Annotated in this window: 29 protein-coding genes; 11 read left to right on the top strand and 18 right to left on the bottom strand. The window is 33.6% G+C overall.

What is annotated here, in order from left to right:
• Positions 1-12: 12 nt before the first annotated feature.
• Both J2W95_RS13935 and J2W95_RS13930 read right to left on the bottom strand, forming a co-directional pair.
• Positions 13-849 carry an ABC transporter permease gene (locus J2W95_RS13935; RefSeq protein ID WP_310008052.1) on the bottom strand — a complete coding sequence of 279 codons (837 nt, stop codon included), beginning with the start codon at positions 847-849 and terminating at the stop codon, positions 13-15.
• 38 nt (positions 850-887) lie between these two features.
• Entirely contained in the window at positions 888-1,784 is an 897-nt protein-coding gene (locus tag J2W95_RS13930) for an ABC transporter ATP-binding protein (RefSeq protein ID WP_310008050.1), read from the bottom strand.
• Positions 1,785-2,115: 331 nt separating this feature from the next.
• Between J2W95_RS13930 and J2W95_RS13925 the strand changes: the two genes are divergently transcribed.
• Positions 2,116-3,180: a hypothetical protein gene (locus J2W95_RS13925; protein ID WP_310008048.1), complete on the top strand. Its 1,065-nt coding sequence runs from the start codon at positions 2,116-2,118 to the stop codon at positions 3,178-3,180.
• Positions 3,181-3,346: 166 nt separating this feature from the next.
• Here the strand turns inward: J2W95_RS13925 and J2W95_RS13920 are convergent, their stop codons facing one another.
• From J2W95_RS13920 to J2W95_RS13850, 15 genes are all read right to left on the bottom strand, one after another.
• Positions 3,347-3,589 (bottom strand): hypothetical protein, encoded by a 243-nt coding sequence (locus tag J2W95_RS13920; protein WP_310008045.1) that lies wholly within the window; start codon positions 3,587-3,589, stop codon positions 3,347-3,349.
• Between the two features lie 217 nt (positions 3,590-3,806).
• Positions 3,807-4,865, bottom strand: a complete 1,059-nt coding sequence (locus tag J2W95_RS13915) for a nucleoid-associated protein (RefSeq protein WP_310008043.1) — start codon at positions 4,863-4,865, stop codon at positions 3,807-3,809.
• 30 nt (positions 4,866-4,895) lie between these two features.
• Positions 4,896-5,270, bottom strand: a complete 375-nt coding sequence (locus tag J2W95_RS13910; protein ID WP_310008041.1) for a four helix bundle protein — start codon at positions 5,268-5,270, stop codon at positions 4,896-4,898.
• 103 nt (positions 5,271-5,373) lie between these two features.
• Positions 5,374-5,916: an IS1096 element passenger TnpR family protein gene (locus tag J2W95_RS13905; RefSeq protein ID WP_310008039.1), complete on the bottom strand. Its 543-nt coding sequence runs from the start codon at positions 5,914-5,916 to the stop codon at positions 5,374-5,376.
• A 116-nt stretch (positions 5,917-6,032) separates the two neighbouring features.
• Entirely contained in the window at positions 6,033-6,635 is a 603-nt protein-coding gene (locus tag J2W95_RS13900) for an HPP family protein (RefSeq protein ID WP_310008037.1), read from the bottom strand.
• A 10-nt stretch (positions 6,636-6,645) separates the two neighbouring features.
• Positions 6,646-7,917 carry a chloride channel protein gene (locus tag J2W95_RS13895; protein WP_310008035.1) on the bottom strand — a complete coding sequence of 424 codons (1,272 nt, stop codon included), beginning with the start codon at positions 7,915-7,917 and terminating at the stop codon, positions 6,646-6,648.
• Positions 7,918-8,106: 189 nt separating this feature from the next.
• Complete coding sequence (gene gloA2 / locus J2W95_RS13890) at positions 8,107-8,496, bottom strand: SMU1112c/YaeR family gloxylase I-like metalloprotein (RefSeq protein WP_310008033.1); 390 nt, start codon at positions 8,494-8,496, stop codon at positions 8,107-8,109.
• A gap of 102 nt (positions 8,497-8,598) precedes the next feature.
• Complete coding sequence (locus tag J2W95_RS13885) at positions 8,599-8,751, bottom strand: hypothetical protein (RefSeq protein ID WP_310008031.1); 153 nt, start codon at positions 8,749-8,751, stop codon at positions 8,599-8,601.
• A 59-nt stretch (positions 8,752-8,810) separates the two neighbouring features.
• Complete coding sequence (locus J2W95_RS13880; protein ID WP_310008029.1) at positions 8,811-9,527, bottom strand: hypothetical protein; 717 nt, start codon at positions 9,525-9,527, stop codon at positions 8,811-8,813.
• A gap of 312 nt (positions 9,528-9,839) precedes the next feature.
• Positions 9,840-11,006: a serine hydrolase domain-containing protein gene (locus tag J2W95_RS13875; RefSeq protein WP_310008027.1), complete on the bottom strand. Its 1,167-nt coding sequence runs from the start codon at positions 11,004-11,006 to the stop codon at positions 9,840-9,842.
• A 91-nt stretch (positions 11,007-11,097) separates the two neighbouring features.
• Positions 11,098-11,694, bottom strand: coding sequence for a cyclic nucleotide-binding domain-containing protein (locus J2W95_RS13870; RefSeq protein WP_310008025.1), 597 nt, complete (start codon positions 11,692-11,694; stop codon positions 11,098-11,100).
• 209 nt (positions 11,695-11,903) lie between these two features.
• Positions 11,904-12,227 (bottom strand): putative quinol monooxygenase, encoded by a 324-nt coding sequence (locus J2W95_RS13865; RefSeq protein ID WP_310008023.1) that lies wholly within the window; start codon positions 12,225-12,227, stop codon positions 11,904-11,906.
• Between the two features lie 85 nt (positions 12,228-12,312).
• Complete coding sequence (locus tag J2W95_RS13860; RefSeq protein ID WP_310008021.1) at positions 12,313-13,167, bottom strand: helix-turn-helix domain-containing protein; 855 nt, start codon at positions 13,165-13,167, stop codon at positions 12,313-12,315.
• A gap of 460 nt (positions 13,168-13,627) precedes the next feature.
• Entirely contained in the window at positions 13,628-14,086 is a 459-nt protein-coding gene (locus tag J2W95_RS13855; protein ID WP_310008020.1) for a YciI family protein, read from the bottom strand.
• A gap of 12 nt (positions 14,087-14,098) precedes the next feature.
• The gene (locus tag J2W95_RS13850; RefSeq protein WP_310008018.1) at positions 14,099-14,566 is read right to left on the bottom strand and encodes a DinB family protein; all 468 of its coding nucleotides are present in this window, start codon (positions 14,564-14,566) and stop codon (positions 14,099-14,101) included.
• 137 nt (positions 14,567-14,703) lie between these two features.
• On the opposite strand from J2W95_RS13850, the gene J2W95_RS13845 reads away from it, so the two are divergent.
• From J2W95_RS13845 to J2W95_RS13800, 10 genes are all read left to right on the top strand, one after another.
• Entirely contained in the window at positions 14,704-16,863 is a 2,160-nt protein-coding gene (locus J2W95_RS13845; RefSeq protein WP_310008016.1) for a TonB-dependent receptor, read from the top strand.
• Between the two features lie 333 nt (positions 16,864-17,196).
• Complete coding sequence (locus J2W95_RS13840; RefSeq protein WP_310008014.1) at positions 17,197-17,817, top strand: tetratricopeptide repeat protein; 621 nt, start codon at positions 17,197-17,199, stop codon at positions 17,815-17,817.
• Between the two features lie 24 nt (positions 17,818-17,841).
• Entirely contained in the window at positions 17,842-19,197 is a 1,356-nt protein-coding gene (locus J2W95_RS13835; protein WP_310008012.1) for a histidine kinase, read from the top strand.
• 36 nt (positions 19,198-19,233) lie between these two features.
• Positions 19,234-19,539 carry a 2TM domain-containing protein gene (locus tag J2W95_RS13830; RefSeq protein ID WP_310008010.1) on the top strand — a complete coding sequence of 102 codons (306 nt, stop codon included), beginning with the start codon at positions 19,234-19,236 and terminating at the stop codon, positions 19,537-19,539.
• Positions 19,540-19,558: 19 nt separating this feature from the next.
• The gene (locus J2W95_RS13825) at positions 19,559-19,864 is read left to right on the top strand and encodes a 2TM domain-containing protein (protein WP_310008007.1); all 306 of its coding nucleotides are present in this window, start codon (positions 19,559-19,561) and stop codon (positions 19,862-19,864) included.
• A 21-nt stretch (positions 19,865-19,885) separates the two neighbouring features.
• Positions 19,886-20,191: a 2TM domain-containing protein gene (locus J2W95_RS13820; protein WP_310008005.1), complete on the top strand. Its 306-nt coding sequence runs from the start codon at positions 19,886-19,888 to the stop codon at positions 20,189-20,191.
• A gap of 129 nt (positions 20,192-20,320) precedes the next feature.
• Positions 20,321-20,668, top strand: coding sequence for a 2TM domain-containing protein (locus tag J2W95_RS13815; RefSeq protein ID WP_310008003.1), 348 nt, complete (start codon positions 20,321-20,323; stop codon positions 20,666-20,668).
• An 89-nt stretch (positions 20,669-20,757) separates the two neighbouring features.
• Positions 20,758-21,528: a LytR/AlgR family response regulator transcription factor gene (locus J2W95_RS13810; RefSeq protein WP_310008002.1), complete on the top strand. Its 771-nt coding sequence runs from the start codon at positions 20,758-20,760 to the stop codon at positions 21,526-21,528.
• A gap of 390 nt (positions 21,529-21,918) precedes the next feature.
• Positions 21,919-22,395, top strand: coding sequence for a TlpA family protein disulfide reductase (locus J2W95_RS13805; protein WP_310008000.1), 477 nt, complete (start codon positions 21,919-21,921; stop codon positions 22,393-22,395).
• A 12-nt stretch (positions 22,396-22,407) separates the two neighbouring features.
• Complete coding sequence (locus J2W95_RS13800) at positions 22,408-23,013, top strand: thioredoxin family protein (protein ID WP_310007998.1); 606 nt, start codon at positions 22,408-22,410, stop codon at positions 23,011-23,013.
• Positions 23,014-23,070: 57 nt separating this feature from the next.
• On the opposite strand, the gene J2W95_RS13795 is transcribed toward J2W95_RS13800, so the two are convergent.
• Positions 23,071-23,841: a CDP-alcohol phosphatidyltransferase family protein gene (locus tag J2W95_RS13795; protein WP_310007996.1), complete on the bottom strand. Its 771-nt coding sequence runs from the start codon at positions 23,839-23,841 to the stop codon at positions 23,071-23,073.
• Positions 23,842-23,919: the final 78 nt, after the last annotated feature.

The raw sequence follows: 23,919 nt of genomic DNA, 5'->3' as shown, positions 1-23,919 counted from the left end.
GAAACAAATATACTACAAATCTCTGTTTTTTAGTATTCTATAGGATAGGAATAGGAAGATAATGGTCCAACACAAAACGATTACAATTGCCGAAAAAGGAACACTGTAATCTTTGAGGTTTTCAACTCCCATTTGGTCACCAATTGATTTAATAAGTGATAATCTTGAAAAAGGTTCCAATATTAAATTGGACATTGCTTCCAATGGAAAAAATTGAGTTATGTAGCTTGCTGTTTTGCCTTCTGGAAAAAGACGAAAATTCAATATACCTTTTGCAATAGTTTCGATAATATTCCAAACCAATAAAAAACCCAATGCAAAAGCGGATCGTTTTACCAATATTCCCAAGAATAAACAGAAAGAGAAAAATCCAACCAACTTTACAAAAAAGGCTAAAACATATTCTAAATCAGAAAAGACAATGCCAATTTCAGTATACGATGAAAAACTATAGCCCAAAATTAAGCTCATTACAAAAACAAAAGCAGTAGAGCATAATGAAAACAATACTATGGTTACGAATTTAGAAAGTATAAATTCTTTCTTGCTCAATCCATCAATTAGGTTCTGTTTTAAAGTGCCATAACTGTATTCATTCGCCATCATGGAAACAATTACGATTGCTAAAAAGAGTTTTAAAGTAGCCGCGATATAAGTGTTAAAATGCCAGATATATGGAAAATTAAAAATACCCATTTCGGCAACCTGAAGATGAATGTTGCCAATGTTAAACTTAATAGAGGCAATCAAAGCAATAAAAGAAAGCAATATAAAGTAGGTCAAAGTTAGCACACGACTGGCTTTGTTTAGCCATATTTTTTGTAATTCTATAGAGAGTAATCGTTTCATGTTTTTAATTTTAGATTTAACGTTGGAGTTGTGTTTTGTTATTTATTCTTAGTTAATTCTAAAAATTGCTCTTCCAAGCTGTTTTTGCGTTTTACTAGATGGCTTAAACAAATGTTATTTGAAAATAGAAACTGATTCAAATCTTTTGATTCTAATTTTGCCTTTAAGTAAACCAAAATTTTGCCTTCTGCTGTGGTAACTTTTTCAATTGCAGGATGGGTTTTTAATACTTGAATTAAATTATCGGTATCATCCGCCTGCAATTCGAAGAACCCTTCATTGGCAGAGATGCCATCAACAGGTCCTGTATAAAGTATTTCTCCTTTTCTTAAAACCATAACATGGGAACATACTTTCTCGACTTCGTCCAATAAATGGGATGCCAATAAAATGGTAGTTCCTTTTGAAGCAATTTGTTTGATAATATCCCTTATTTGATGAATCCCTTGAGGATCTAAACCATTTGTTGGTTCGTCCAATATCAAAATTTCAGGGTCGTTTAATAGTGCAGAAGCGATGGCTAAGCGCTGTTTCATTCCTAAAGAAAAAGTGCTGAATTTGCTGTCTTTTCTATCGTTGAGGCCAACTAATTCTAGTTTCTCCTGAATTTTGGAGTAATTGATATTTTTTATTTTACAAACCAATTTAAGGTTTTCCTGAGCGGTCATATAAGGGTAAAAATTAGGTCTTTCAATAATGGCTCCCACTTTTTTCAAAGCTTCATGTGTTTGAAGATTTCCTTCAAACCAACTGTATTCGCCAGAAGTTTTGTTAACTACATTTAGAACAATACCCAAAGTAGTTGATTTTCCACTTCCATTAGGACCTAAAATACCATAGACATTGCCTTTTTTTATTTCTAATGAAACATTTTTTAAGGCCTGAAGACTGCCATAACGCTTGTTGAGGTTATGTATTGAAAGAATTGTTTCCAAATTAGTAAGTGTTTTTTGTATAGGACGAGTTAGTTAGGTTTTTGTTACTCATGCCTTTGATATTTTGTTATTTAAGTTTATATGGGCGTGACCCTCCGTAAAAACTACGGGTCGGGCTGTACGTTCCCGCTTTTTTTTATCCCTTGAAAAAAGGGATAAAAAAAAGAGCTCCACTGCCATCCCTCACGCAAAAAAAAACTAGAGATAAATTAAGATAATGCATTTGTTTTAAAGGCATGCTTTTTGCATTCAAAGTTTTGTGATTTTTAATAAAGTCAGCACCTTGAATAAATAAGGGTTTTAATGTAAATTTGTAATAAATGTATCGAAAATGAGCGAGCCTTTAATGTTTTTTAAAAAACCCTGTTATCCTATCAATAATTCACTTTTAAATTACTTGGAACGGTTTGATCTTGTGTCAAAAGAACCCATAATTTATGAAGATCTTTTGCGGTTTTCAGGAGCAGTCAATGTTTTTGATAAAAAAGACCAAGACACTTTATGGATTAGGGTGTATTACAACGAATTTGAACGGGATGAAATTGATCTAAACTTAAAGAAAGTATATTCATTGCTCTATTCAGATGGAAATACCGATATACTGCAATACTTAAATGTTGATGCGATTGACTATTGCACTTTTGGAAATTCTAAGCCTTTCCGAATCAAAGTGCGAAATATACTGAATGATAATTATACTTATTTTTATATCAAAAAAGCAGATGCTTCCCGAGTATATGGATTGGAATTGGAGCATTTGCTATCGCCTTACAAAATTAATTTTCTGGTTTTCAAAGATACTTTGATAGAAGAGCATATTACAGGAATTCCAGGGGACGTTTTTATGCAGACGTTCTTGCCAAGATGTACTGAAACCGAAAAGGCTCAAATAGCTAAAGAGTTTGTAAAGTTTAACGAACGCTGTATGATTCGTTTATTGGGGGATATGAGATCGTATAATTATGTTGTTATTCCGATTCATGATTTTGATCAGATTGTTTTTAAAATTCGTCCAATTGATTTTGATCAGCAATGTTACGAAGGTAATTTTAAAGTATATCGACCGCAGTTTTTCAAGGAAAATTATCCTATGATTAAAAATGTAAAGGAAAAACTCCAAGACAGATCTATAGAGCAATATAAAAATGAAGAGCGTTCTGCTCTGGCCAAAAGAATCAATACTGCCGAAAACAGAATTAAGATTCTGATGAAAATTATGGGTAATGATTTTATTTCCAACGAAGAAAATCTTAGTCAGCTGAAATTGGAATTGTATCGTTATACAAACGATATCAATTTTAAAAACGCAAAATCAATGGGGAATGTATTGAGTGCCGCATTTGAATTTGTTACCAGAAATTTCAATAACTCCAATTTATTCAGACCAGGGTTTTAATAAAAAGATAATTAGAGAATAGTTTTAGGTAATTAGCTAAAATACTGGATTGGAACATAAATATATACTTCCTTTATATAAAAAAACAAATAAGTTTGTTACATAGATTTTGTTTCTAATAGTCAACTCGAAGGCTAATTACTCTTTACTAATTACTAAGTGCTGATTATATCGAAGAAAGTTGTTTTCTTTTGTAGTGATTCAATAAAGTTTCGTTTATTTCTTTTAACTCGGGAGTTAGGAATGTTTTTCTATCCTGTAAATCATTAGTTAATTCTACTTTGCAAACAGTACATTTATATTCTTTAAAATGACCAGTTACGTTTCTGACTGTCACAATTTTGTGACCAAAAATTGAACATGCAGTTTTTTTATCTACAAATTTTGACATAAAATCTAAGAAGCTCATAGTGTGGGGGTTATAATTTGGAGCAAACGTATAATAAAAGTGTATATTATTCAAATAAATCCGATGAAATGCGTGTTTTTTATTTTAAAGAAGTTTAAATCTTACAATAATGTATTTATTATGAATGTTTTTGTAATTCTTAATTGAAAAAAAATCCCCAACTACCTAAATAGTTGAGGATTGTGATTTTATTGAAATATTAATTAAAAGATACTTATTAAGATTTCTCTTCTTTATTGAAATAAACCAAATAGTAATACATTTGCTTTTCTTCGTCCCATCCTTTTTCCACAAATTTTTCAGCACTTTCTGGATTGATAAAATCCATTTTGATTTGGATATGTGTGTCTAGATTGATTACGTTTTTAATAGATTTTCTGGCGTCGCTAACGGCAGCATTTGCAATTGGGAAAGAGGTTACATCTTCAATGCTGTATTTTTCTCCTTTATCAACTTTGTAATTCTTGAATTCTGGAATCAAATCAGGGTTGTCCAATACTTCATTCAAGAAATTAGTTTCTTCAAATTGATCGTTCTTTGCAAAATAATTCACAGATCGGTTCATGAACATTACTTCTTCTTTTTTGTCTTCGGCTGGGAAAACAACATCTTTTGCAAAACCTTGACAGAATTTTAAGTACTTTTTGGTGATAAAATTTTCATCCTCAAACGCATCTACAGATAGGAAATATTCTAACCAGTATCTTGCATCATAACGATTGCTGTCAACTGATAGTATTTTGTATCCTTCTTCTTTTTTGTAATTAAAAATCAAACAACCTTTGTCTAGTTTGTTTAAGCTTACACCATGCTGCAGGATCATTTCCAATTGTGTTCCTTTTTCCTCAAACTGTAAAAAGTCGGATTGGATTTCACTTTTGAAAATACCGATAGCATCGACTATATTATTGTCAATACTTAAATTGGTCAAATAAGTTACATAGACTTCACCATTTTTGATGTGCGGGTGGTTGGACTGCTCAAAAAGATGTTGAGTCATCTTTTTAGAAACATCATGCAAACTATTCGGATTGTTGAAAATTTCAGTGGCATATTTAAACATGTCATTGTAATCCAAATCCACTTCATGAGCAAACTGAAAATAGTTTTCTTCTTTTTCTTTAAACGGTTTAAAGAAAAATTCTTTCATCAAAGGCACGATTTCATCATTTAATTTAAATGGTTCTTCCGATAAAAAAAGAGGTTCGTTACGACTCATGTTTCCCACACGGTGTATGGATAACGTTTCAATGTGCGTGTTGTACAGGTTAATCATTTATTTTTGAGTTTCTGAGGGACTAAGTTGCTAAGTTTCTGAGATTTTGTTGCTCTCTTTTATTCTTTTTATGAAAGCAACCAACATTCTCTCTACCTCTCTACTATCCTCATATAGGTTATTAAATTCTTCTTCTTTTAAAAAATGTATGTTTTTTGCAATTTCTAATTGAGTCTGCAACTCAAACAAAGAACCTACAGAAATATTAAGGAATCTTAGGAATTCATTTTTACTGTCTCTTCCAAATCCTTCGGCAATATTACTTGGAATTGAAATAGCACATCGTCTTAATTGTGATGTTAAACCGAAAATCTCTTCCTTTGGGAATGGTTTTGTGTTATCGTAAATTTTGGTAGTCAATGACATGGCTTTCTGCCAAACTAATAATTTTCTAAAGTTGCTCAATTTAAAGGTTTTAATATTTTTTAAAAATAAGAAAAATCTTTAAATAATTACGACATAAATCTTAGAATCTTAGTAACTCAGAATCTTAGCCTCTCAAAAAAAACTAATTCCAATTCTCCTCAAAGCCGTAGTCTTCAAAACTATCGTCTCCTTCGAACATATCTAGATCGTCTTGGTCCAAATCGTCTTCAAATTCACCGTAGATGTCGTTATGCATATCATCAGCTTCAAAGTTTTTTTCTAAAGCTTCGTCTGGCATTTCTCCGTGAGAAAATATAGTTTCTGGGTACGTGTTACCTACAACTTGCTCTTCAATGGCGGCTAATTCCACTAGGAAAGTCCACATATTGATGAAGTCGTAAACATATATGATTTTGGTGTTTTCCTCGTCTAATATGTCAGATAGTTGATAGTCGCTCATGATTTTTTGCTCACCTGGAACATCTCCTGTGTCAAACATCGAAATTTCATCTTCTTGATTCCAAGTTTCGTCACAAGTATAAAAAGAGGCTACTTCCATTCCGTCGAATCCAAATGAATTGAAAATAGCGTTGTGTAAATCCTCTAAAGTGTCTTCTGCAAGTATTGCTATGTCTCTAAAAATGTCTTCTTCGGCATCTAGAATGACTCTGAATTTATAAACCATAATCTTTGTTTTTATTGAAAGAGCAAATGTAAAGTTTAATTTTAGATTTCAGATTTCTGAATTGGGTTTTGTTGAAAAGATTTTGTTTTCAATTTAAGTTGAGTAAAAAATCAAGATTACTTCTTTCCAATCAAGCGTTTTCTGATTTTATGATAGTGTTTGTGATAAGTCGAATGGCTTGGATAAGTGCGGCTCGATGTCATATTGTTAAAAATCAAAGCAGTAATGAGTAAGACCAATGTGCCGATTAAAACAGGTGAAAGTACATACATATATCCTAAGGCTTTTATTTTGTCAGAACCAATGATAGCGATTAGCGCAGTTGCTCCTCCGGGTGGATGCAAGGTTTTAGTGATTTGCATCAGAATTATGGAAAACGAAACGGCTAGGGGAGCGGCTATCCAAATAATATCGGGCGCAAATTTATGAACGGTAACGCCAATTAAGGCTGAAATTACGTGTCCTCCTACTAGGTTTCTAGGCTGTGAAAATGGACTTTGGATAATACCATAAACCAATACGCTCGAAGCACCAAATGAGCCAATTAAGTAAACAGCGTCGTTTCCTTTGAAATGGATAGATTGTATGTAAGCCAAGATTCCGATGCCAACAAACGAGCCTAGAAATGACCAAAAATGTTCTTTAAAATCAACTAGAGTTTCTTTGTAAAGTATGTATTTCGTTTTGTGGTACGTTCGTTTTATTTTTTGGATAGGCATACGGGGGGAATTATTTTGCTATAGTAGGTGAGTAGGTATAAACGGTAAAAGGATAAATCGTTTTGGCTGTGTATTTCGAAATCAGGCAAACTACCAAAATCGGGAAGAATAAGGTGTAATCATTCGTTAATCCGCAAACCAGAAAGATAGACGTGAAAGGCGCATGAATACTGGCACTTAGAACTGCAGCCATTCCGATGATGATGAAATTTAAAGGAATAACATTGGCCGAAAAATAAGTGTTTAAAACCAATGCAACCAATAATCCTAAAAAGGCACCAATAAAAAGACTCGGAGCAAAGACGCCTCCATCGCCACCTGAAACAAGCGTTGCTGAAGTAACAATAGGTTTTAGGATTAAGATTCCAATGAATGTCAATACTATCGAAAGTGTTAATTGTGTTTCGTTTGGATTTGCGATCAGTTCTTTTATGGCATGATAACCTTCGCCATAAAGTTGCGGAAATAAAAGTAATGAGATGCTCAAAATACTCGAACCTATAATAATTTTATAATAGTGTGTTTTTATTTTCGCAAACTGAACTTTGAAAAACAATACACATCGAGTTAAATAAACAGAGGTGAAGCCCGCCAAAATTCCTAAAAGGATAAAATAAGGAATTGCTTTTAAGTGCCAAGTTGTAATGACTACTGTGAACAATGGTTTTTCATTTAATATAAAGATAAGTCCAAACGCAGTCAAAACTGCAATCAAATTAGTGATAAGGAATGCACGGGTAACTTTTCTAGAAATAACTTCTAATGCAAACAATATTCCAGCAATTGGACTGCTGAACAAAGCCGTAATTCCTGCAGCAACTCCGGCACAAATTAATTCCGTTTTGTATTCCTTGAAGACGTTTTGTTTTCTTTGCGCTACAGAACCAATAGTGGCTGATGCTACAACTGTTGAAACTTCTATTCCTGTGGAACCTCCAAAGATAACCGTCAGTAATCCGTTGATGAAATGGGACGAAATTTTGTAATTGGGTAAGTTCTGTGATTTGGAATTGGTGCTTTCAAAAATTTCCTTGATACCTTTATTTTCTTTTTTCTTAAAAAGATACTCTCGAAGAAAATAAATAACAGATAATCCAAAGATTGGAAAAAGGATATAATAGAAAGGATTTACCGTGGCTTGATGGGCAAATATTTCTTCGTAATATTCGGTTAGGTTTTTTAAAGCAATTCCAAGGAATGCCGAAAGAAAACCAATCAAGATAGAAACTATAACTAATTTTTGAAGTTTTAGGAATTGAAAATTTCGTATTCTTTGGATCATTTTCTTTTTTTTAACCGAACTGGCTGAATTAATTTTGATAGAAACGAACCTTTAATCTTTAAATTAGATAAAAAGGTCCGTTTTGTTTTTTTGGATTACAAAATTAAAGAAAGAAAATTGGAATTCTGTTATTAGGGTAATTTTAACAGCAATGTTTGTGGCTTTTTTAAGTATTCAGCGTAAAAATTTTTATTTCTCGTAAAACTCAATTGGTGTATTATCTGGGTCAGCCATGAAGAAAAACTTTTTATCGGTAAATTCATCAATTCGTATTTCTTCGGCTGTGAATCCTTGTTCTACAATGTATTTTCTGGTTTCTTGAACATCATTTACTTCAAAAGCTAAGTGTCGCAATCCAGCTGCTTCTGGACAGGAAACTCGTTTTGGAGGATTTGGGAATGAAAACAACTCAATGATAAAAGTACCGTTGAGAGCCAAGTCCAATTTATAGGAATCCCTGTTTTCTCGATAGATTTCTTGAATGACGGTCAATCCTAAAACATCAATGTAAAAGTGTTTTGATTGTATGTAATCCGAGGCAATTATGGCGATATGGTGTACTTTGTTTAATGTAATCATTGTTGATAAGTGATGTTAGGTAAATGGGCATCTGGATTTTGTTCCAATGCTTTGGTCTGCAATTTATCAATTATTTTTTTTGTGTTGGCTATAGAATTTATTCTAAAAGGAATAGCACTTCATTTTCATCATCGACATTTTGCCAAATATGTCCAAATACATTTCTTCGGAAGCTTGAAAGGCTCTGTCATTTTCCAAAACTTCTTTAATGGTTTCAAAAGGAACATTTCTGAGTGTTGCTAGAAGGTGTTGCATTTTTTTAGTTTAGGGTTACTCTAGATTATTGTTGTGTTTTCGTTCTTTTCTGAAAGGCATTATAAAATCCCATATAACCACTTTGCGATGCTACGCCATATCGGACAGTCGAAAAACCATACTTCAAAGCTTTGTTCTATAATTATAAAGAGTCCACCATATTTAAGAACTGGATGGATATTTCCATTTTTGAGTTTATCCCATATCCATGCTACTACAATAAGACTGTCAGCAAGAATAAGTGCAAACCATATATCTGGCCTTGGGACTGATGGAAAATAATGACGAAATCTAAACCATGCAGGCCATAAGACAACAATGATTGATAATAGCATAAATCTTTTGTGAGTTTCTGAATGCTTTCTATTTAATATTCCAATTAGGACAAGAGAAAAAAATAAAATTCCTGATGTAATTACACCAAGTAATGAAGAATATGAACCTTCACCAATTCCTTGACTTAAATCCCTTTTTACCACATGCAATCCGGTCGGAATCATAGTTATCATAACACCAGCAGATATAAAGAATCCTATAAATCCCAATAACTGATGTGTCTTATAATTTTTAAAATAAATTAATGAGGTTTGGGTTAAAAACAAAATTATCCATGCGAATGCAAAAGCACCATGAATATGAATTATGAGTGGAGCTTTAAATTCGCCATTGGTTACAGGTATAATAAACGTTTTTGCAAACCCTATTAAGGTTACAAACAAACTTACAAGTGCCATACAGAAAAAGAATGATGGCTTTTGTCGTTTAATAATTTTCATTTTTACAGATTTTGTTTAAGAATGATTTAACGTTTCTTTGCCACAAGTGGTTTGGGATTAAATTAAGCCAATTCTTCGGATTTGCCAAATCATCCAAATACAAAACCAACTTCAAATCAAGCCTAAAACCCAAATTGCTTGTAGCGTGTGTTAGCAGTAGTGGTTTTAGGAATGATTTTTTAGCAATTTGCAGAAGTATTTATTTTTGATCACATGCCTTTTCATTGTGCAAGTTTTACATATTTCATATTTTATCGTCTATCAATAGGTAAAATAATTTCACACTAGAATTTGACAGTTATTAAGCTAATACTACTCACAAGCACTCAAAGCCAAATCGTTAATTTCAGCTACACGGTGCAAATGATCAAGTCCCTCTATAAATCCTGAACTTAGAAATGCAACTGTTAGATCTCGTTCTGGGTCAACCATCCAAGCTGTTGAACCTCCGCCCATCCCAGCTATTGCTTTTTCTGACGCAGTACTACCACAAGGCGTTAGGAAATGTCCTTTGCCACGAGCATAACCCCCAATCAGATGAAAATTAGCAGGAAAAGGCACACCTCTTTTTTCATTTTCGGCAAAATCCCAAGCGTGGTTAACCATATCTCCAGTGCTGTTTTGACTAGCATACTCAAACAATGATTTAGATATCAAGCGGTATTTCCCGGTATTTCCTTGTTGACGCATAGCATCAGCAAATTTAAATAAATCGTCAATGGTTGTAAAGCCTCCACCACCAGGCACAATGCCATTTGCAAAGGAATCAAGCATTGTTGCTGTGACAGCAGATGAAGGTGTAGTCATTTTTTCAGTATAGGCAACTGGAACACGGCGAGAGTTGTTTGGGTCTGACAGACCGAATGAAGTATCATACATTTCTAATGGTTCAAAGAGATCTTCTCGAGCAATGTCTTTAAATTTACGCTGTTTAGGATCGGTTAATTCTATCATTTTCCCAACCAAAGCGTGACTTGCAACTTGAGTATAGGCTGCGCGAGAACCTGTTTCATAAACTAGCGGTTGTGTAGAATAAGCAGTAACCATTTTGTCAAAATCAATCAAATCAGCAATAGAGTAAGGGAAAGGAGGAGCAATAGATGCATGCACTCCCGCTGTGTGGTTTAGCAAGTGGCGAAGCGTAATTTTGTCTTTACCAAATATGCTGAAATTTGGAATTATATCGCCAACAAAAGTATTTAATGACAATAGACCTCTATCTACAAAGTGTAGTGCCAATGCTGATGTAAAAGATTTGGCACAAGACATCGTCAAGTAAAGATCTTCAAAACTGCTTTCACGCAAGCCACTGGCCGTACCAAAAGCTTTTCTGTGTCCAATTTTGCCACCACGAGCAACAATAACTGTAGCTCCGAAAATTTGGCCGTTATCAATGCGTTTCTGAATAGCATTGTCTAAATTCTTTAGAGCTTGTTCATTCAATCCAATCTCTGTTGGGTTTTTGATTTCTAAATCCATTTTTTATATTTTTAATTTACTTGTAGAAAGATAGAAACATAGAAAATAATTCTTCTTAAATTAATTTAAGAAACAGAAATTGTAACACCGTTTATTTATCCCTTAAAAACGTAGCTTTTAAGTTACTATACCAAACGGGTGTTGAACCTATGAAACTTGCGATGTCTTGCGATTTGAATCTGTGAAAAATATCTGGATAATTCAGCATGAGCCATTTTAAAAATTCTCTTTTTGAAAGCCCAATTTGATGGTTTTGAATTTGATTTTGAATAGCAATTAATTTAAACATATTTTGTGTAGCAAATAAAAAATAGGATTTGTCTAACAAAGCATTTTGTGTAATTACAGAAATATCAATTCCGATAAGGTCAGTTTCTTCATTCACTTTAATCTTATAATTCACAAGAGAATGGTCGCTTTTTATGTAGGTGTTGCCAAGTATTGGCATAAAATCCTCTGTGTGAAATGTAACTGCACGTTCTTCTCCTTGTGGATTTATAATATACCTTACACAACTTCCCTTTAAAATAATGTGCGATTTGGAATTATTTTCTAGCTCGTCCAAAAGAATATCCCCTTTGTTGAGAGATATGAAATAAGCATTGTTCATATAAACCTCTTTCATCATTTCACTGAGGTCATTCGGAAGGTGTTTTTTTAGTCGATAAAATTGCTCTTCATTTAGCATTATTATAAGTTTGTTTATAGTGTGTTGACCATTACCGCTAACGTTCTGGTACTACAGTGGGTTTGGGACTAAATTAAGACCATTCTTCGGATTTGCCAAAACTTTCAAATACAAAACCAACTTTTCAATTAAGCCAATTGCCCAAATCCGTTGTAGTTGCTGTTGGTGGCAGCTTTTCTTTAGTTATAATGTAGAATTAATCCTTTAATTTAGCTAGAATAGGCAATACGAATGTGTTCGCGAATAGCCAATTCCTCGGTGTCTTCAGCAAGCAAATCCATAACCCGTTTATGCCCCTCATCAAGATCCGGGTTTGAATAGTGACGATCAAATGAAGCATCGTCGCGGTAGAACTCAAATGCCCATAAAAGGTCAGGGTCTTCAACTGAACGAGCTAGCACCCAATTCACTGGCCCATCCGGATCGCCAGTGAAGTGTAAGTCATTACATAACTGGAATAATTCGTCTCCCTTACCGGGTTTCGCCTTAAAACGCAATACGTATCCAGGCTGATTTACTTTTGATGTTTCCATAATTTTATACTTTTATAATTTTTGATACTGCAAAAGTACACGGTACGCTAAGGCTTTACAAGGTCAATACAGGGTGAGTATAGGACTAATCAAGGTTTTTGTTCCTAAATGCCAATGGAGTCATTCCTGTAACTTTGGTAAATAGTCGTGTAAAATAGGAATAGTCATCATAACCTAGTTCACTAGCAATTTCTTTTATAGATTTATCGGAATGATAGAGTAGGCGTTGTGATTCTAATATAACGCGCTGTTGTATATGATATGAAACAGGATGGCCAGTAGTGGTTTTGACACATTCGTTTAGATAAGCAGTTGATATGTTTAAATTTTTCGCATATTCAGCAGGACTTTTAATTTCTATATAATTTTGTTCCAGTGATAATTTGAAGGCTTTAGTGATAACTGTAAAACGCGATATTTGATCGGTTGATTTGGATAATGATAAATATTGTGATATAACTAAAGTCACGAGTGTGTTACAGCTTTCTTTAAGGATGGAATAATAGAGTTTTTCGTCTTTTCTCTCAGAAAGGGTTATGCAGAGAGAGAGCATTTCTGAAATAATGGATAGTGGCTCTTTTTTTAAAGACAGAAATTTTACAGGTGTAAGATCTTCTAATAGTGTTATGTATTCTTGGTGAAGATTTTCGCTAGTGATCATCCAGGTTCCGACCGTTGCATTTTCAAAATTTATCAGACGATGTACTTGATTAGGATGTATATAGATAAGAGCGGGTGCTTTAATTTTATGTTTTTGAAAGTCAATTTCAATATAGGTAGTCCCTTTTTCCTGTAAGATAAATAAATGTCCCTCATCTCTATGAGATTGTTCTATTTCCTTTGAATTAGGTAAACCATTCAACGAGGCTCTCGCAATGATAATTCCTTCTCTATACTTATCATTGAAACTGTTTACGGGAATGGTTTTTTTCTTTTTCACATTAGTAATTTAAGTTCTATACAAACTTAATTATAGTTTATCGTTTGATAACTAAATTTGACAAATAGATAGAATTGCAATTGATTAGTTAAGTTGCCACCAACTTGTTTATATGTGTGACAAAATCACACATATCCACCCAAATCAGGGTCGCTTTGTATGATAATAATCACATTTTGCTTTTTTCAAATATAAAAATTACAAACTCTCAAAGCGTAAATTTTATCTATTTCATTCGTTTTTATCCTCCGCCCAGTAAAATAAGGCTTTCGAAGAATAAAATATATCTTCAAACGAGCTTCGGACTACTTCAAATGATCTTCGGACAACGTCAAACGGTCTTCGGACTGCTTCAAACGGTCTTCGGACTGCATCAAACGATCTTCGGACTCCCAATTACACTCTTCGGAAGGGTTTTTATGGTATTTGGAAGGTTTGTTCTATATTTTGAGAAAAAAAGCTAGAATTTGGTTTTTGCAATTTTTTCGTGAATCTTCACTGTTTCCTGCAATGCCGCAGTTCCGTACCAAGGTGTTAATTCGGTTTCAAGTAAGTTTGCTTGTATAGCAGGGTCTGTGGCAACAAGTGCTTTTGCTTCTTCAACAGTTTCTACGTTAAAAATATAAATGCCTCTATAATTCCTGTCATTTTTCATAAAAGGCCCGGCAACAGTTAGTTTTCCTTCTTTTGCTAGTTTATTGATGTTTGCCATGTGACCCTCAAATAGTTTTTTGCTCTCTTCCTTTGTGGCGGTGGTGTTGCTGCCAGACTTTAAGAGACAAAAGACATATTTTTTCATTCCATATTCATCTGCATTCAGGGATTTGGCGAGTTTTTCGTCATAAGTGGGATTAGCTTCTTGTGCAAAACCAATTGTTGAAAGGCACAAAAATGCGATTGAAAGAATGCTATTTTTCATCTAAATGTCTTTTTAGGAATGTTTAACTAACTTTTTGAGAATAACGATTTGTCCTAAATGATAAACATCATGCTGGATTATCCCGTGAAGATGTTCGTAATAGGTATGATTGTTATTAGGGTATATTTTTTCTAAATCCTTCTCGTCGAAATTCTCAAAAAAAGCATTCCACGATTCCTGAGATTTTGCCAGATTTTGGAGTGATTGCTCCCAAGCCACTTCTGATGGGTCTATAACGGGCACAAAATAATTATGGTCAGGAGTTGTGATTGTTTCTCCTTGCACACGCCTCAAAATATTCCTTCTCCATTGAATGAGATGATTGACAATTTCCCAGATTGTATTTAAATCAGGATTGATTTTCTTGTAAGCCTGTTCTGCAGTTACATCTTTTAAGGTGTTTGCCAAAGTGACCTCAAGCCACGGATTGCCATTATAAATGGACTGATACAGATTTGAAATTCTTTTACTTTCTGACATATCAATGATTTTTTGCAATTCATAGCTAAGATACAAATAAGTAATTTACAACTCATCCCTAATTTTCCGCAATTGGGTCATAAGAATTTCAATTCCCTTTTTTTCTGAATGACATTTGTCTCATCAAAATCAATGTCATGAAAACTCTAGTCATACTATTCGCATCATTATTTAGTTTCACACTTTTTTCGCAAACCACTATTTCAGGTAAAATTGTTAATGAAAAAGGAGATCCAATCGCAGGTGCCAATGTTTTTATCGAAGGCAGTTATGACGGTGCTTCTACTTCAGAAAATGGTGATTTTGCATTTGCCACTACTGCAACTGGAAATCAAAATTTGGTTGCAAGCTCATTGGTTTACGAAACTTCGAATATAGTGATCGATGTGGCCCATTTTCAAAACCAAACCATCAAACTTAGAGAGAATGTCAACACTCTGGATGCTGTTATAATAACGGCTGGATCTTTGGAATCTGGAAGTAAAGCTCGAATGTCTGTGTTGAAACCTTTGGATGTCGTGACTACGGCGGGTTCTCTTGGGAATATTGTGGCTGCTCTGCAGTCTTTGCCTGGGACGCAAACGGTAGGCGAGGATGGAAGATTATTCGTTCGCGGAGGCGAAGCTAATGAATCCCAAACTTATGTTGACGGAATGAGAGTGCCACAGCCTTATGGGGCAACGCCTAATAATTTGCCAACCCGCAGCCGTTTTTCTCCTTTTCTTTTCAGCGGAATTTCCTTTTCTACAGGAGGATATTCTGCGGAGTATGGCGATGCTTTGTCGAGTGTGTTGCTTTTAAATACAATTGATGAACCAGATCAAAGCAAAACGGAAATTGGAGTGATGAGTGTTGGCGTTAGTCTCGGAAATACTCAAAAATGGAAGAAGAGTTCTTTTAGTATCAATACGTCCTATATGAATTTAACTCCTTATCAGGCACTTATTCCTCAGGATGTAGAATGGAAAAGCGCACCGCAGGCGTTATCTGGAGAGATGGTGTACAGATATAATTTAGAAAGAGGAATTTTTAAGATGTACGCTGCTTTTGATTCTTCACAATATGTCATTAAGCAAGAGAATATCAATTCGATTGACAAAATCACAGTCGATTCAAAGAATGATAATTTCTATCTTAATTCTACGTACAGCGGTTTTTTTGGAACCAATTGGAATATTACAGCCGGTTTGAGTTATGGCTATAATCAATTGAAATCAGATATTGATTTGGATGATTTTGGCAATGTAGAAAACGCCATGAATATGAAATTGAAACTGAAAAAGAATATTTCCAATCGTTTTAAACTGTCTTTTGGAGCCGATTATTTTATCACCAAATATGATGAAGACTTTACCCGAAATGCAGGGAATAAGTTTGATTATGGCTATGATAACACCATTGGAGCTTTCTACACAGAAGCTGATATCTATTTTTCGAAAAAGTTGGCAGCAAAGGTTGGAGTTCGCGCTTCCGCAAATGAGTTAACAAACGATAATTCGATCTCTCCAAGAATTTCGTTTGCCTACAAAATGGCAAAATTCAGCCAGTTGTCATTTGCTTATGGCGATTTTTCTCAAACTCCAAGTGTCGATTATATCAAGTTTTCCAAATTCAGTCAGTTTGAGAGTGAAAAAGCTTCGCATTATATCTTGAATTACCAATACAGCAAAGAAGGACGCACGCTCAGAGCCGAAGCTTACTACAAAGATTACAGTAATTTGATTCGATTTGACAGTCCCGAAGTTGTATATAATTCGATATTTACTAATGATGGAAAGGGATATGCCAAAGGTTTGGATTTGTTTTGGAGAGATGGGAAAACCATCAAGGATCTTGAGTATTGGGTTTCGTATTCGTATATCGATACTGAACGTTTGTATAAAAATTATCCAACTCAGGTGACTCCTAATTTTGTCCCAAATCATAATTTGTCGATAGTGACCAAATATTGGATTACGGACTGGAAATCCCAAATGGGTTTTACGAATTCTTTTAGTACGGGAAGACCTTATAATAATCCGAACGAAACACAATTTATGAATGGAAAAACAAAATCATACAACGATTTGAGTTTTAGCTGGGCCTATTTACTGACTACCCAAAAGATTTTGTATTTCTCGGTTTCCAATATTTTAGGGGCAAACAATGTGTATGGGTATAATTACGCTATTAAGCCTGATGCCAACGGTGAATACAGACGAAGCGCCATCAAACCAGCTGCGGATCGATTTTTCTTTATAGGTTTCTTTTGGACCATCAGCAAAAATAAAAACGACAATCAGTTGAAGAATTTGTAAAAAAGAGATGCTAAGTTTCTGAGTTACTAAGAAAAAAACTTAGAATCTTAGCGTCTCAAAAACTTAGAAACTTCAAAAAAAACACTTCATCCATCAAAAATGACAGTTCGGTATCATTAAATTTCAAAAAAGGTATTGTCAATATAAATTTGTTCATGAATTAAAGTAATAGCAATAGGAGTTTCAATCATAAATCAATCACAACTAAAAATCAAACGCCATGTTAATCATCATCACCACAATCGCTTTTTATATTAGTAGTCTAATTTTTGGATAAAATATAAATCTTTCTGCTTCAAATTAATAATAGAATTCAATTTAAAACTAATCAAAATGAAAAAGATTATCACCACAATCGCATTGTTAGTAGTTGTAATAAGTTCGGCTCAAGGGCAATTTGAACAAGGAATGGGAAAAGCGTTTCAGCTTTGGGGAGAAGGGAAAACTACCGAAGCCTCCGATTTATTTGAACGTATAGCGGCTGCAGAGAAAACCAGTTGGCTACCCAATTATTATGTAGCATTGGTGAACACCACTACTTCTTTTGGGACACAGGACAAAAACATCGTCAATGCTTTGCTTAACAAAGCACAGAACGCCTTGGATGTTGAATTGATAAAAAATCAAAACAATGCTGAGTTGTATGTGATGCAAGCTATGATTTATACTGCTTGGGTTGTTGCAGATCCTATGACAAACGGAATGGTTTATTCTGGTAAAGCGATGGAGATGTACGATAAAGCCGTGGCATTGTCTCCAACCAATCCAAGAGCCGTGTTTGGTAAAGCCGATTTTCAATTTCAAGGAGCCAAATGGACAGGTGTTGATACAAAGCCTTTGTGTAAGGAAATAGATAAATCTATAGAACTTTTTGCTACTTTTAAACCAGAAACACCTTTCTCTCCAAAATGGGGATTGGATAGGGCTTTAGAGACCCAAAAAAGCTGTAAGTAGTTAAATTAAATTAAGCTGAATATAATGAAGGACAATAGAGATACATTTTCTGATTTAAAAAGTGGAACAATCGTTTGTTTCAAGATTTCTATGGTTTTTACTGTTGTTTTTTCAGCTTTATTAGGAAGTGATTTTAGTATAAAAAATGTCTTAATAACGTTCTCTTTGAGTTCTTTGTATTCTTTTGGTTTGGGTTTTGGGAATGGTTTTTTAAATCATTTGCTTGACAGAAAATGGGATTGGCTAGAGCAAACTAATTTGAGGGTTTATTACGGGATTTTGGTTACTGTTTTGTACACAGTTCCGGTTGTTTTGAGTATCAATTATGTCATTTTTGTGATTTTGCAAAAATTGCCATTGGATCAGTTTTTTAATGAAAGGATGATTTGGATCCATCTTTTTTATATCATTTTATCATTAGGAGTTTCTGTTTTTATGCAAGCTAGAAGTTTTATGGTAAAATGGAAACAAGCTTCCAAAACCGAAGTGACACAACAACGAATCATTGCCGGAACCGCCAACGCCAAGTTTGAAACTTTAAAAAACCAAATCGATCCGCATTTTCTTTTTAATAGTTTGAATGTTTTAAGTTCATTGATTGAAGAAAATCCAGAAAATGCACAACGGTTTACTACTTCTTTGTCCAAAATTTACCGCTATGTTTTGGAACAAAAAGACAAAGAACTAGTTTCGGTTGCCGAAGAGTTGTCTTTTGCCAAAACGTATATGAATCTGTTGAAAATGCGTTTCGAGAACAGTTTGTTTTATGAATTGCCAGAAACAGTTATAAATCCAGAAGCCAAAGTGGTACCGCTTTCGTTGCAGTTGTTGTTGGAAAATACAGTAAAACACAATGTGGTTAGCGAACAAAGGCCGTTGCACATCAGGATATTTATTGAGGGTGATTATTTGGCTATTCAAAATGATTTTCAAAAGAAGGAAGTAATACAGAGTCGCCAAGGAGTAGGATTGCAAAACATTGTGGATCGCTACGGAATTATTACCAACAGAAATGTATTGATAGAAGAAAATGAAAAAACATTCACAGTTAAGATTCCAATTTTAACCAAACAAATCAGTGTTATGGAAACAACATCAAAATATAGTGAAAATAGTGCTTACTTCAGAGCAAAAAAGAGAGTGGAACAGCTCAGAGGATTTTACGCGAATTTAATATGCTATAGTGTAATAATCCCGCTCTTGATTTTTATTAACCTTACGTTTACGCCTGCATTCCATTGGTTTTGGTTTTCAGCTGCAGGTTGGGGATTTGGTTTACTGATGCATGGGTTTCAAACCTTTGGTTATGGTGCTAATTGGGAAGAAAGGAAAATTCAGGAGATTTTGAGAAAAGAAAGTGAGAAACAGAGTTGGAAGTAGTGTTTAATTAGGGTTAAAATCTAAAATTTTAAAGTCATGGAAAATCAATATACAGAAGAGGAGCGTTATTATAAAGCAAAAAAAAGAGTAGAGGAAATTAAAGGTTTTTATGGAAACTTGATTTCGTTTATAGTGGTAAATTGTTTTTTAATTGCATTGAATTTAGTAACATCACCACAGTATCTATGGTTCTTTTGGCCTTTATTTGGATGGGGATTAGGAGTGTTTTTTCATGGGATGAAAGTTTTTAACTATTCGCCATTTTTTAATAGAGAATGGGAAGAGCGAAAAATAAAAGAGTTCATGGAAAAAGAAGAACAAACAAAAAAGACCTGGGAGTAATCTTTATAAATCGTTGAAAATGGAATCAAATCATATTGAAGAAGAACGTTACGATAGGGCGAGAAAAAGAATGGTGGAAATTAAAGGCTTTTATGAGAACTTGAGATCTTATATTATGGTAAATTTCCTTTTAATAGCAATAAATTTAATTACATCTCCAAATCATTTGTGGTTTTATTGGCCGTTATTGTGGTGGGGAGCAGGAGTGGTTTTCCATGGATTAAAAGTGTTTAACTATATGCCTTTTTTCGGAAAAGACTGGGAAGAAAGAAAAATTAAAGAGTTCATGGAAAAAGAAGAGCAAACTAAAAAAATTTGGGAATAAGAATTGTATAAAACAAAAGTAATGGAAACAAATTATGCTGAAGAAGAGCGTTACTATCAAGCTCAAAAACGAGTAAAAGAAATTAGAATGTTTTATGCGCATTTGACTGTTTATGCTCTTTGTAATCCAATTGTCATGGTTGTAAATCTTATGACTTCCCCAGGTTTTTTGTATTTTATATTTTGCTTGTTGGGTTGGGGGATGGTAATAGTTTTGCATGGATTGAAAGCTTTTAATTATCCACCGTTTTTTAATAAAGAATGGGAAGAACGAAAGGTTAAAGAATTTATGGAAAATGAAGAGGGAATTAAAAAAACTTGGGAATAATTATTTAGTGTTACAATCACGATAGTTAGGGACTAGGATTCTAAGTTTTAAAAAAAACTACTCGATTTCGAGGTGAAATATTAGAAACTTAGCGTCTTTGCAACTTAGAAACAAAAAAAAACACAATCAATGAGAAGACTTAGAAAACATTTATATGAAAATTTTCAGGACGAAAATTTTAATGCGGAGACGAGATATGAATTGGCTTATAAGCGAGTAAAAAGGATTAAGGGATTTTATGTCCATGTTTTGGTTTATGTGCTTGTGAATATATACATAATTGCGTCTTCAATTTACAAAGGAAATTTTGTACCCGAAGACCTTTCCAGATGGGAATTTTTTTCAACACCTATTTTTTGGGGTGTTGGATTGATTGCACACGGATTGTCTGTTTTTGGTAGAGATCTTTTTTTTAGTTCCAATTGGGAAGAAAGAAAAATAAAAGAGTTGATGGATAAAGACAGAAATCAAAAGTAGGATTGAGGTTGAGTATTCAGTGTAATTTGAAAATCTGTAATCTGTAACCTTCAATTTAAAATCTAAATTCTACAATCTAAAATTTAAAAATGACCACAATAATAATAGAAGACGAAAAACCAGCGGCTAGATTGTTGCAACGCAAACTCGAAAAAATAAATATTCAGGTAGAGGTGATGCTTCATTCTGTTGAAGAAGCTTTGAGTTGGTTTTCTGAAAATGAACATCCCGATTTGATTTTTTTGGACATCCAATTATCTGATGGTTTGTCATTTGAAATCTTCGAAAAAATAGACATAAAAAGTGCTGTTATTTTTACAACTGCTTACGATGAATATGCATTGCGCGCATTCAAATTGAACAGCATTGATTACCTTTTGAAACCCATCGATGAAGATGATTTGGAAGTAGCTGTAACGAAATTTAAAGACCGTTTTCAGTTTTCAAAAACAAGTGGAAATGAATCGATGCAATTGGATTTTGAACAGATCAGAAAAATGCTTTCCAACCCATTTGAAAAAACATTCAAAAAAAGATTTACCGTAAAAATAGGACAGCACCTCAAGGTGATTTCCACTGATGAAATTGAATGTTTTTTTAGCGAAAATAAAGGGACTTATATTCATACTTTCGACAACAGAAATTATTTAATGGATTCTACTTTGGAAGTTTTAGAGCAAGAATTAGACACTGCAAATTTTTATAGAATAAGTAGAAAATTTATTATTTCGCTCAAGGCAATAAAGGAAATTGTAGTATACAGCAACTCCAGATTAAAGATTATTTTACCTACTTACAAAGAAGACGAGGTGATTGTAAGCCGTGAAAAGGTGTCAGATTTTAAAAATTGGATCAGTTAAAATTAACTTCAAATTATAATTTACATAATTTGTTTTAATATACTGAATTTGTGATATTTAGTTATATTGTATAGATTTTGTTTATGACTATTTTTTGGTCAAAATAAAGACTAAAAAGGTCTAAATTTTTTTGATTTAAAAATGAAGAAGCAAGAATTGAATTCTTGCTTTTCTTTTGCTGTAAACAAATGAATGTGCCAAACTGTTGTTCAAAAATTTAAAGAATTCTTATCTCCTCTATTCCAAAAATTGATGTGGTATTTTTTTTCTTTGAGAAGGTTTTTAGGATTTCGGTTTTTATATTTCCATTGATAATTTTTTGTTAACCACTCCTGTAGAATTATTTAAAGATTGTAATTTCGTTTAGTCAATCATGAATAGTTTTTCCAGATGAAATATCTACTTTATTTAGTTTTTCCTCTTTTGTTTTCGAATGTAATTGTTGCTCAAAAAGTAGCCGTTTATGATAATTATGCCTCTTTAGAAAAGGAAGTTTTGAGTGATAAAAACACCATTTATGTGGTCAATTTTTGGGCCACTTGGTGTGCACCTTGTGTGAAGGAATTACCCCATTTTGAAAAATTAAATTCGGAAAATAAAAGCATAAAAGTGGTGCTTGTTAGTTTGGATTTCAAGAATCAATATGAGACGAAATTGCTTCCGTTTTTGAGAAATAGAAGGATCATTTCTGAGGTAGTTTTGCTCACAGATAAAGACTATAATACTTGGCTTCCGACTGTCGATAAAGAGTGGTCTGGATCAATTCCGGCGACACTGATTATTAAAAATGGAAAGAAAGTTTTTGCTGAAAGAATCTTTTCGAGTTACGAAGAACTCAAAGAATATGTAAACACGAGTATTAATTAAACCATTTAGATTATGAAAATTTTGTCAGGTCTTTTATTGTTTGTTTCCGTTTTTTTTATTGCGGGATTTACTCCAGATACGCCAACTCCATATAAAATTGGCGATATAGCCATTGATTTCAAATTAAAATCGGTTGATGGGAAAATGTATAGTATGTCTGATTTTAAAGAGGCAAAAGGCTTCATTGTCGTTTTTACGTGCAATCATTGTCCTTTTGCCGTAAAATACGAAGACAGGATTAATGCTTTGGCTAAAAAATACAAACCACAAGGGTATATTTTATTGGCTATTAATCCAAACGATCCAGCTGTTCAGCCAGATGATAGTTTTGAATTAATGAAAGTCAGAGCCAAAGAAAAAGGATTTGCCTTTCCATATTTATTTGATGAAGGGCAAAAAATATATCCTCAATATGGTGCCACCAAAACGCCACACACTTTTTTATTAGATAAAAACCTTGTCGTGAGATATATTGGAGCTATCGATGATAACGTGGACAGTACTAAAGATGTGAAAGAAAAATATCTTGAAAATGCCATTGCGGCCTTAGAAAGTGGAAAAACTCCTTCGCCAGAAACTACAAGAGCGATAGGATGTTCGATTAAGGCAAAGAAATAATTTAATGCATAAAAAAGTGTAGAAAAAGAGTAAAGGCAAATTTGTTTTTACTCTTTTTTATTTGATGTAAATCTTCCGGATTCCTATCAAAACAAAAATCAATACTGAGTAGATAATGAAAAAAGGAACAATCATTTCTATCCAACCCAAAGGCAAAAGCACGGCAATCAATAACAACTGAAAGCCCAATCCATATAAAGAGACAAGTGTCATAAACCAATTTGGAAATGATTTTACCTTGCAGGCCTCTTTATCCAAAGTGTGAATAATCTTGTCAAAAGCACCGTAAACGAGAGTGTAAATTTTAAACAAAATATCGACAGACTTTTGATTTTCACCGGGTAAAGCGCGGGGAGATTCGTTTTCGAAAATTTGACTAGTTGCATCTCCGCCCACCGATTTATTTCTCAAAATGACATAATAGTAATTGTATAAAGTTCCTTGCAACTGTATTCCGATGAATGCCAAAACCGTTAACCAAAAACTAGTTTCTGAGACATAGCAAATGGTCAACAAAAACAAAAAATTCAGGATAATGTCAAATATGCTGTCTAAGTATCTTCCGGTGTAAGAGGGTGTTTTTTTGACGCGTGCGAGTTCACCGTCAACGGCATCAATAATTGATTTTAGGATGATGAAAAAAGAGGCAGCAAAATAATGATTTCGTAAAATGCAGTAGATGGCAACCAATCCAGAAATACCAAAAAGTAAAGTGATATGAATGGGAGTAAAGCGAGTGTTTCTTAATTGATTTGCGAATATTCGCGCCAAAGGTCTTCCATAATCGGATAAATCGAGAAATTGATATTGAGGAGCAAGTTTAGACATTTTGACGAAAAACAGGAAGGTTGGATAATAAAGCTTAATACAAAAATAACCTTATTTTAACGGAGTTCGTCAAAACCA

The organism is Flavobacterium granuli (assembly GCF_031456055.1).
GTDB lineage: Bacteria > Bacteroidota > Bacteroidia > Flavobacteriales > Flavobacteriaceae > Flavobacterium > Flavobacterium granuli_A.
This window is presented reverse-complemented; position numbering and strand designations above follow the sequence as displayed.

Bases quoted from the DNA above. Each gene is read 5' to 3' on its own strand.
- J2W95_RS13935 (WP_310008052.1), bottom strand. From the start codon at position 849: ATGAAACGATTACTCTCTATAGAATTACAAAAAATATGGCTAAACAAA.
- J2W95_RS13925 (WP_310008048.1), top strand. From the start codon at position 2,116: ATGAGCGAGCCTTTAATGTTTTTTAAAAAACCCTGTTATCCTATCAAT.
- J2W95_RS13920 (WP_310008045.1), bottom strand. From the start codon at position 3,589: ATGAGCTTCTTAGATTTTATGTCAAAATTTGTAGATAAAAAAACTGCA.
- J2W95_RS13915 (WP_310008043.1), bottom strand. From the start codon at position 4,865: ATGATTAACCTGTACAACACGCACATTGAAACGTTATCCATACACCGT.
- J2W95_RS13905 (WP_310008039.1), bottom strand. From the start codon at position 5,916: ATGGTTTATAAATTCAGAGTCATTCTAGATGCCGAAGAAGACATTTTT.
- J2W95_RS13900 (WP_310008037.1), bottom strand. From the start codon at position 6,635: ATGCCTATCCAAAAAATAAAACGAACGTACCACAAAACGAAATACATA.
- J2W95_RS13895 (WP_310008035.1), bottom strand. From the start codon at position 7,917: ATGATCCAAAGAATACGAAATTTTCAATTCCTAAAACTTCAAAAATTA.
- gloA2 (WP_310008033.1), bottom strand. From the start codon at position 8,496: ATGATTACATTAAACAAAGTACACCATATCGCCATAATTGCCTCGGAT.
- J2W95_RS13885 (WP_310008031.1), bottom strand. From the start codon at position 8,751: ATGCAACACCTTCTAGCAACACTCAGAAATGTTCCTTTTGAAACCATT.
- J2W95_RS13880 (WP_310008029.1), bottom strand. From the start codon at position 9,527: ATGAAAATTATTAAACGACAAAAGCCATCATTCTTTTTCTGTATGGCA.
- J2W95_RS13875 (WP_310008027.1), bottom strand. From the start codon at position 11,006: ATGGATTTAGAAATCAAAAACCCAACAGAGATTGGATTGAATGAACAA.
- J2W95_RS13870 (WP_310008025.1), bottom strand. From the start codon at position 11,694: ATGCTAAATGAAGAGCAATTTTATCGACTAAAAAAACACCTTCCGAAT.
- J2W95_RS13865 (WP_310008023.1), bottom strand. From the start codon at position 12,227: ATGGAAACATCAAAAGTAAATCAGCCTGGATACGTATTGCGTTTTAAG.
- J2W95_RS13855 (WP_310008020.1), bottom strand. From the start codon at position 14,086: ATGAAAAATAGCATTCTTTCAATCGCATTTTTGTGCCTTTCAACAATT.
- J2W95_RS13850 (WP_310008018.1), bottom strand. From the start codon at position 14,566: ATGTCAGAAAGTAAAAGAATTTCAAATCTGTATCAGTCCATTTATAAT.
- J2W95_RS13845 (WP_310008016.1), top strand. From the start codon at position 14,704: ATGAAAACTCTAGTCATACTATTCGCATCATTATTTAGTTTCACACTT.
- J2W95_RS13840 (WP_310008014.1), top strand. From the start codon at position 17,197: ATGAAAAAGATTATCACCACAATCGCATTGTTAGTAGTTGTAATAAGT.
- J2W95_RS13835 (WP_310008012.1), top strand. From the start codon at position 17,842: ATGAAGGACAATAGAGATACATTTTCTGATTTAAAAAGTGGAACAATC.
- J2W95_RS13830 (WP_310008010.1), top strand. From the start codon at position 19,234: ATGGAAAATCAATATACAGAAGAGGAGCGTTATTATAAAGCAAAAAAA.
- J2W95_RS13825 (WP_310008007.1), top strand. From the start codon at position 19,559: ATGGAATCAAATCATATTGAAGAAGAACGTTACGATAGGGCGAGAAAA.
- J2W95_RS13820 (WP_310008005.1), top strand. From the start codon at position 19,886: ATGGAAACAAATTATGCTGAAGAAGAGCGTTACTATCAAGCTCAAAAA.
- J2W95_RS13815 (WP_310008003.1), top strand. From the start codon at position 20,321: ATGAGAAGACTTAGAAAACATTTATATGAAAATTTTCAGGACGAAAAT.
- J2W95_RS13810 (WP_310008002.1), top strand. From the start codon at position 20,758: ATGACCACAATAATAATAGAAGACGAAAAACCAGCGGCTAGATTGTTG.
- J2W95_RS13805 (WP_310008000.1), top strand. From the start codon at position 21,919: ATGAAATATCTACTTTATTTAGTTTTTCCTCTTTTGTTTTCGAATGTA.
- J2W95_RS13800 (WP_310007998.1), top strand. From the start codon at position 22,408: ATGAAAATTTTGTCAGGTCTTTTATTGTTTGTTTCCGTTTTTTTTATT.
- J2W95_RS13795 (WP_310007996.1), bottom strand. From the start codon at position 23,841: ATGTCTAAACTTGCTCCTCAATATCAATTTCTCGATTTATCCGATTAT.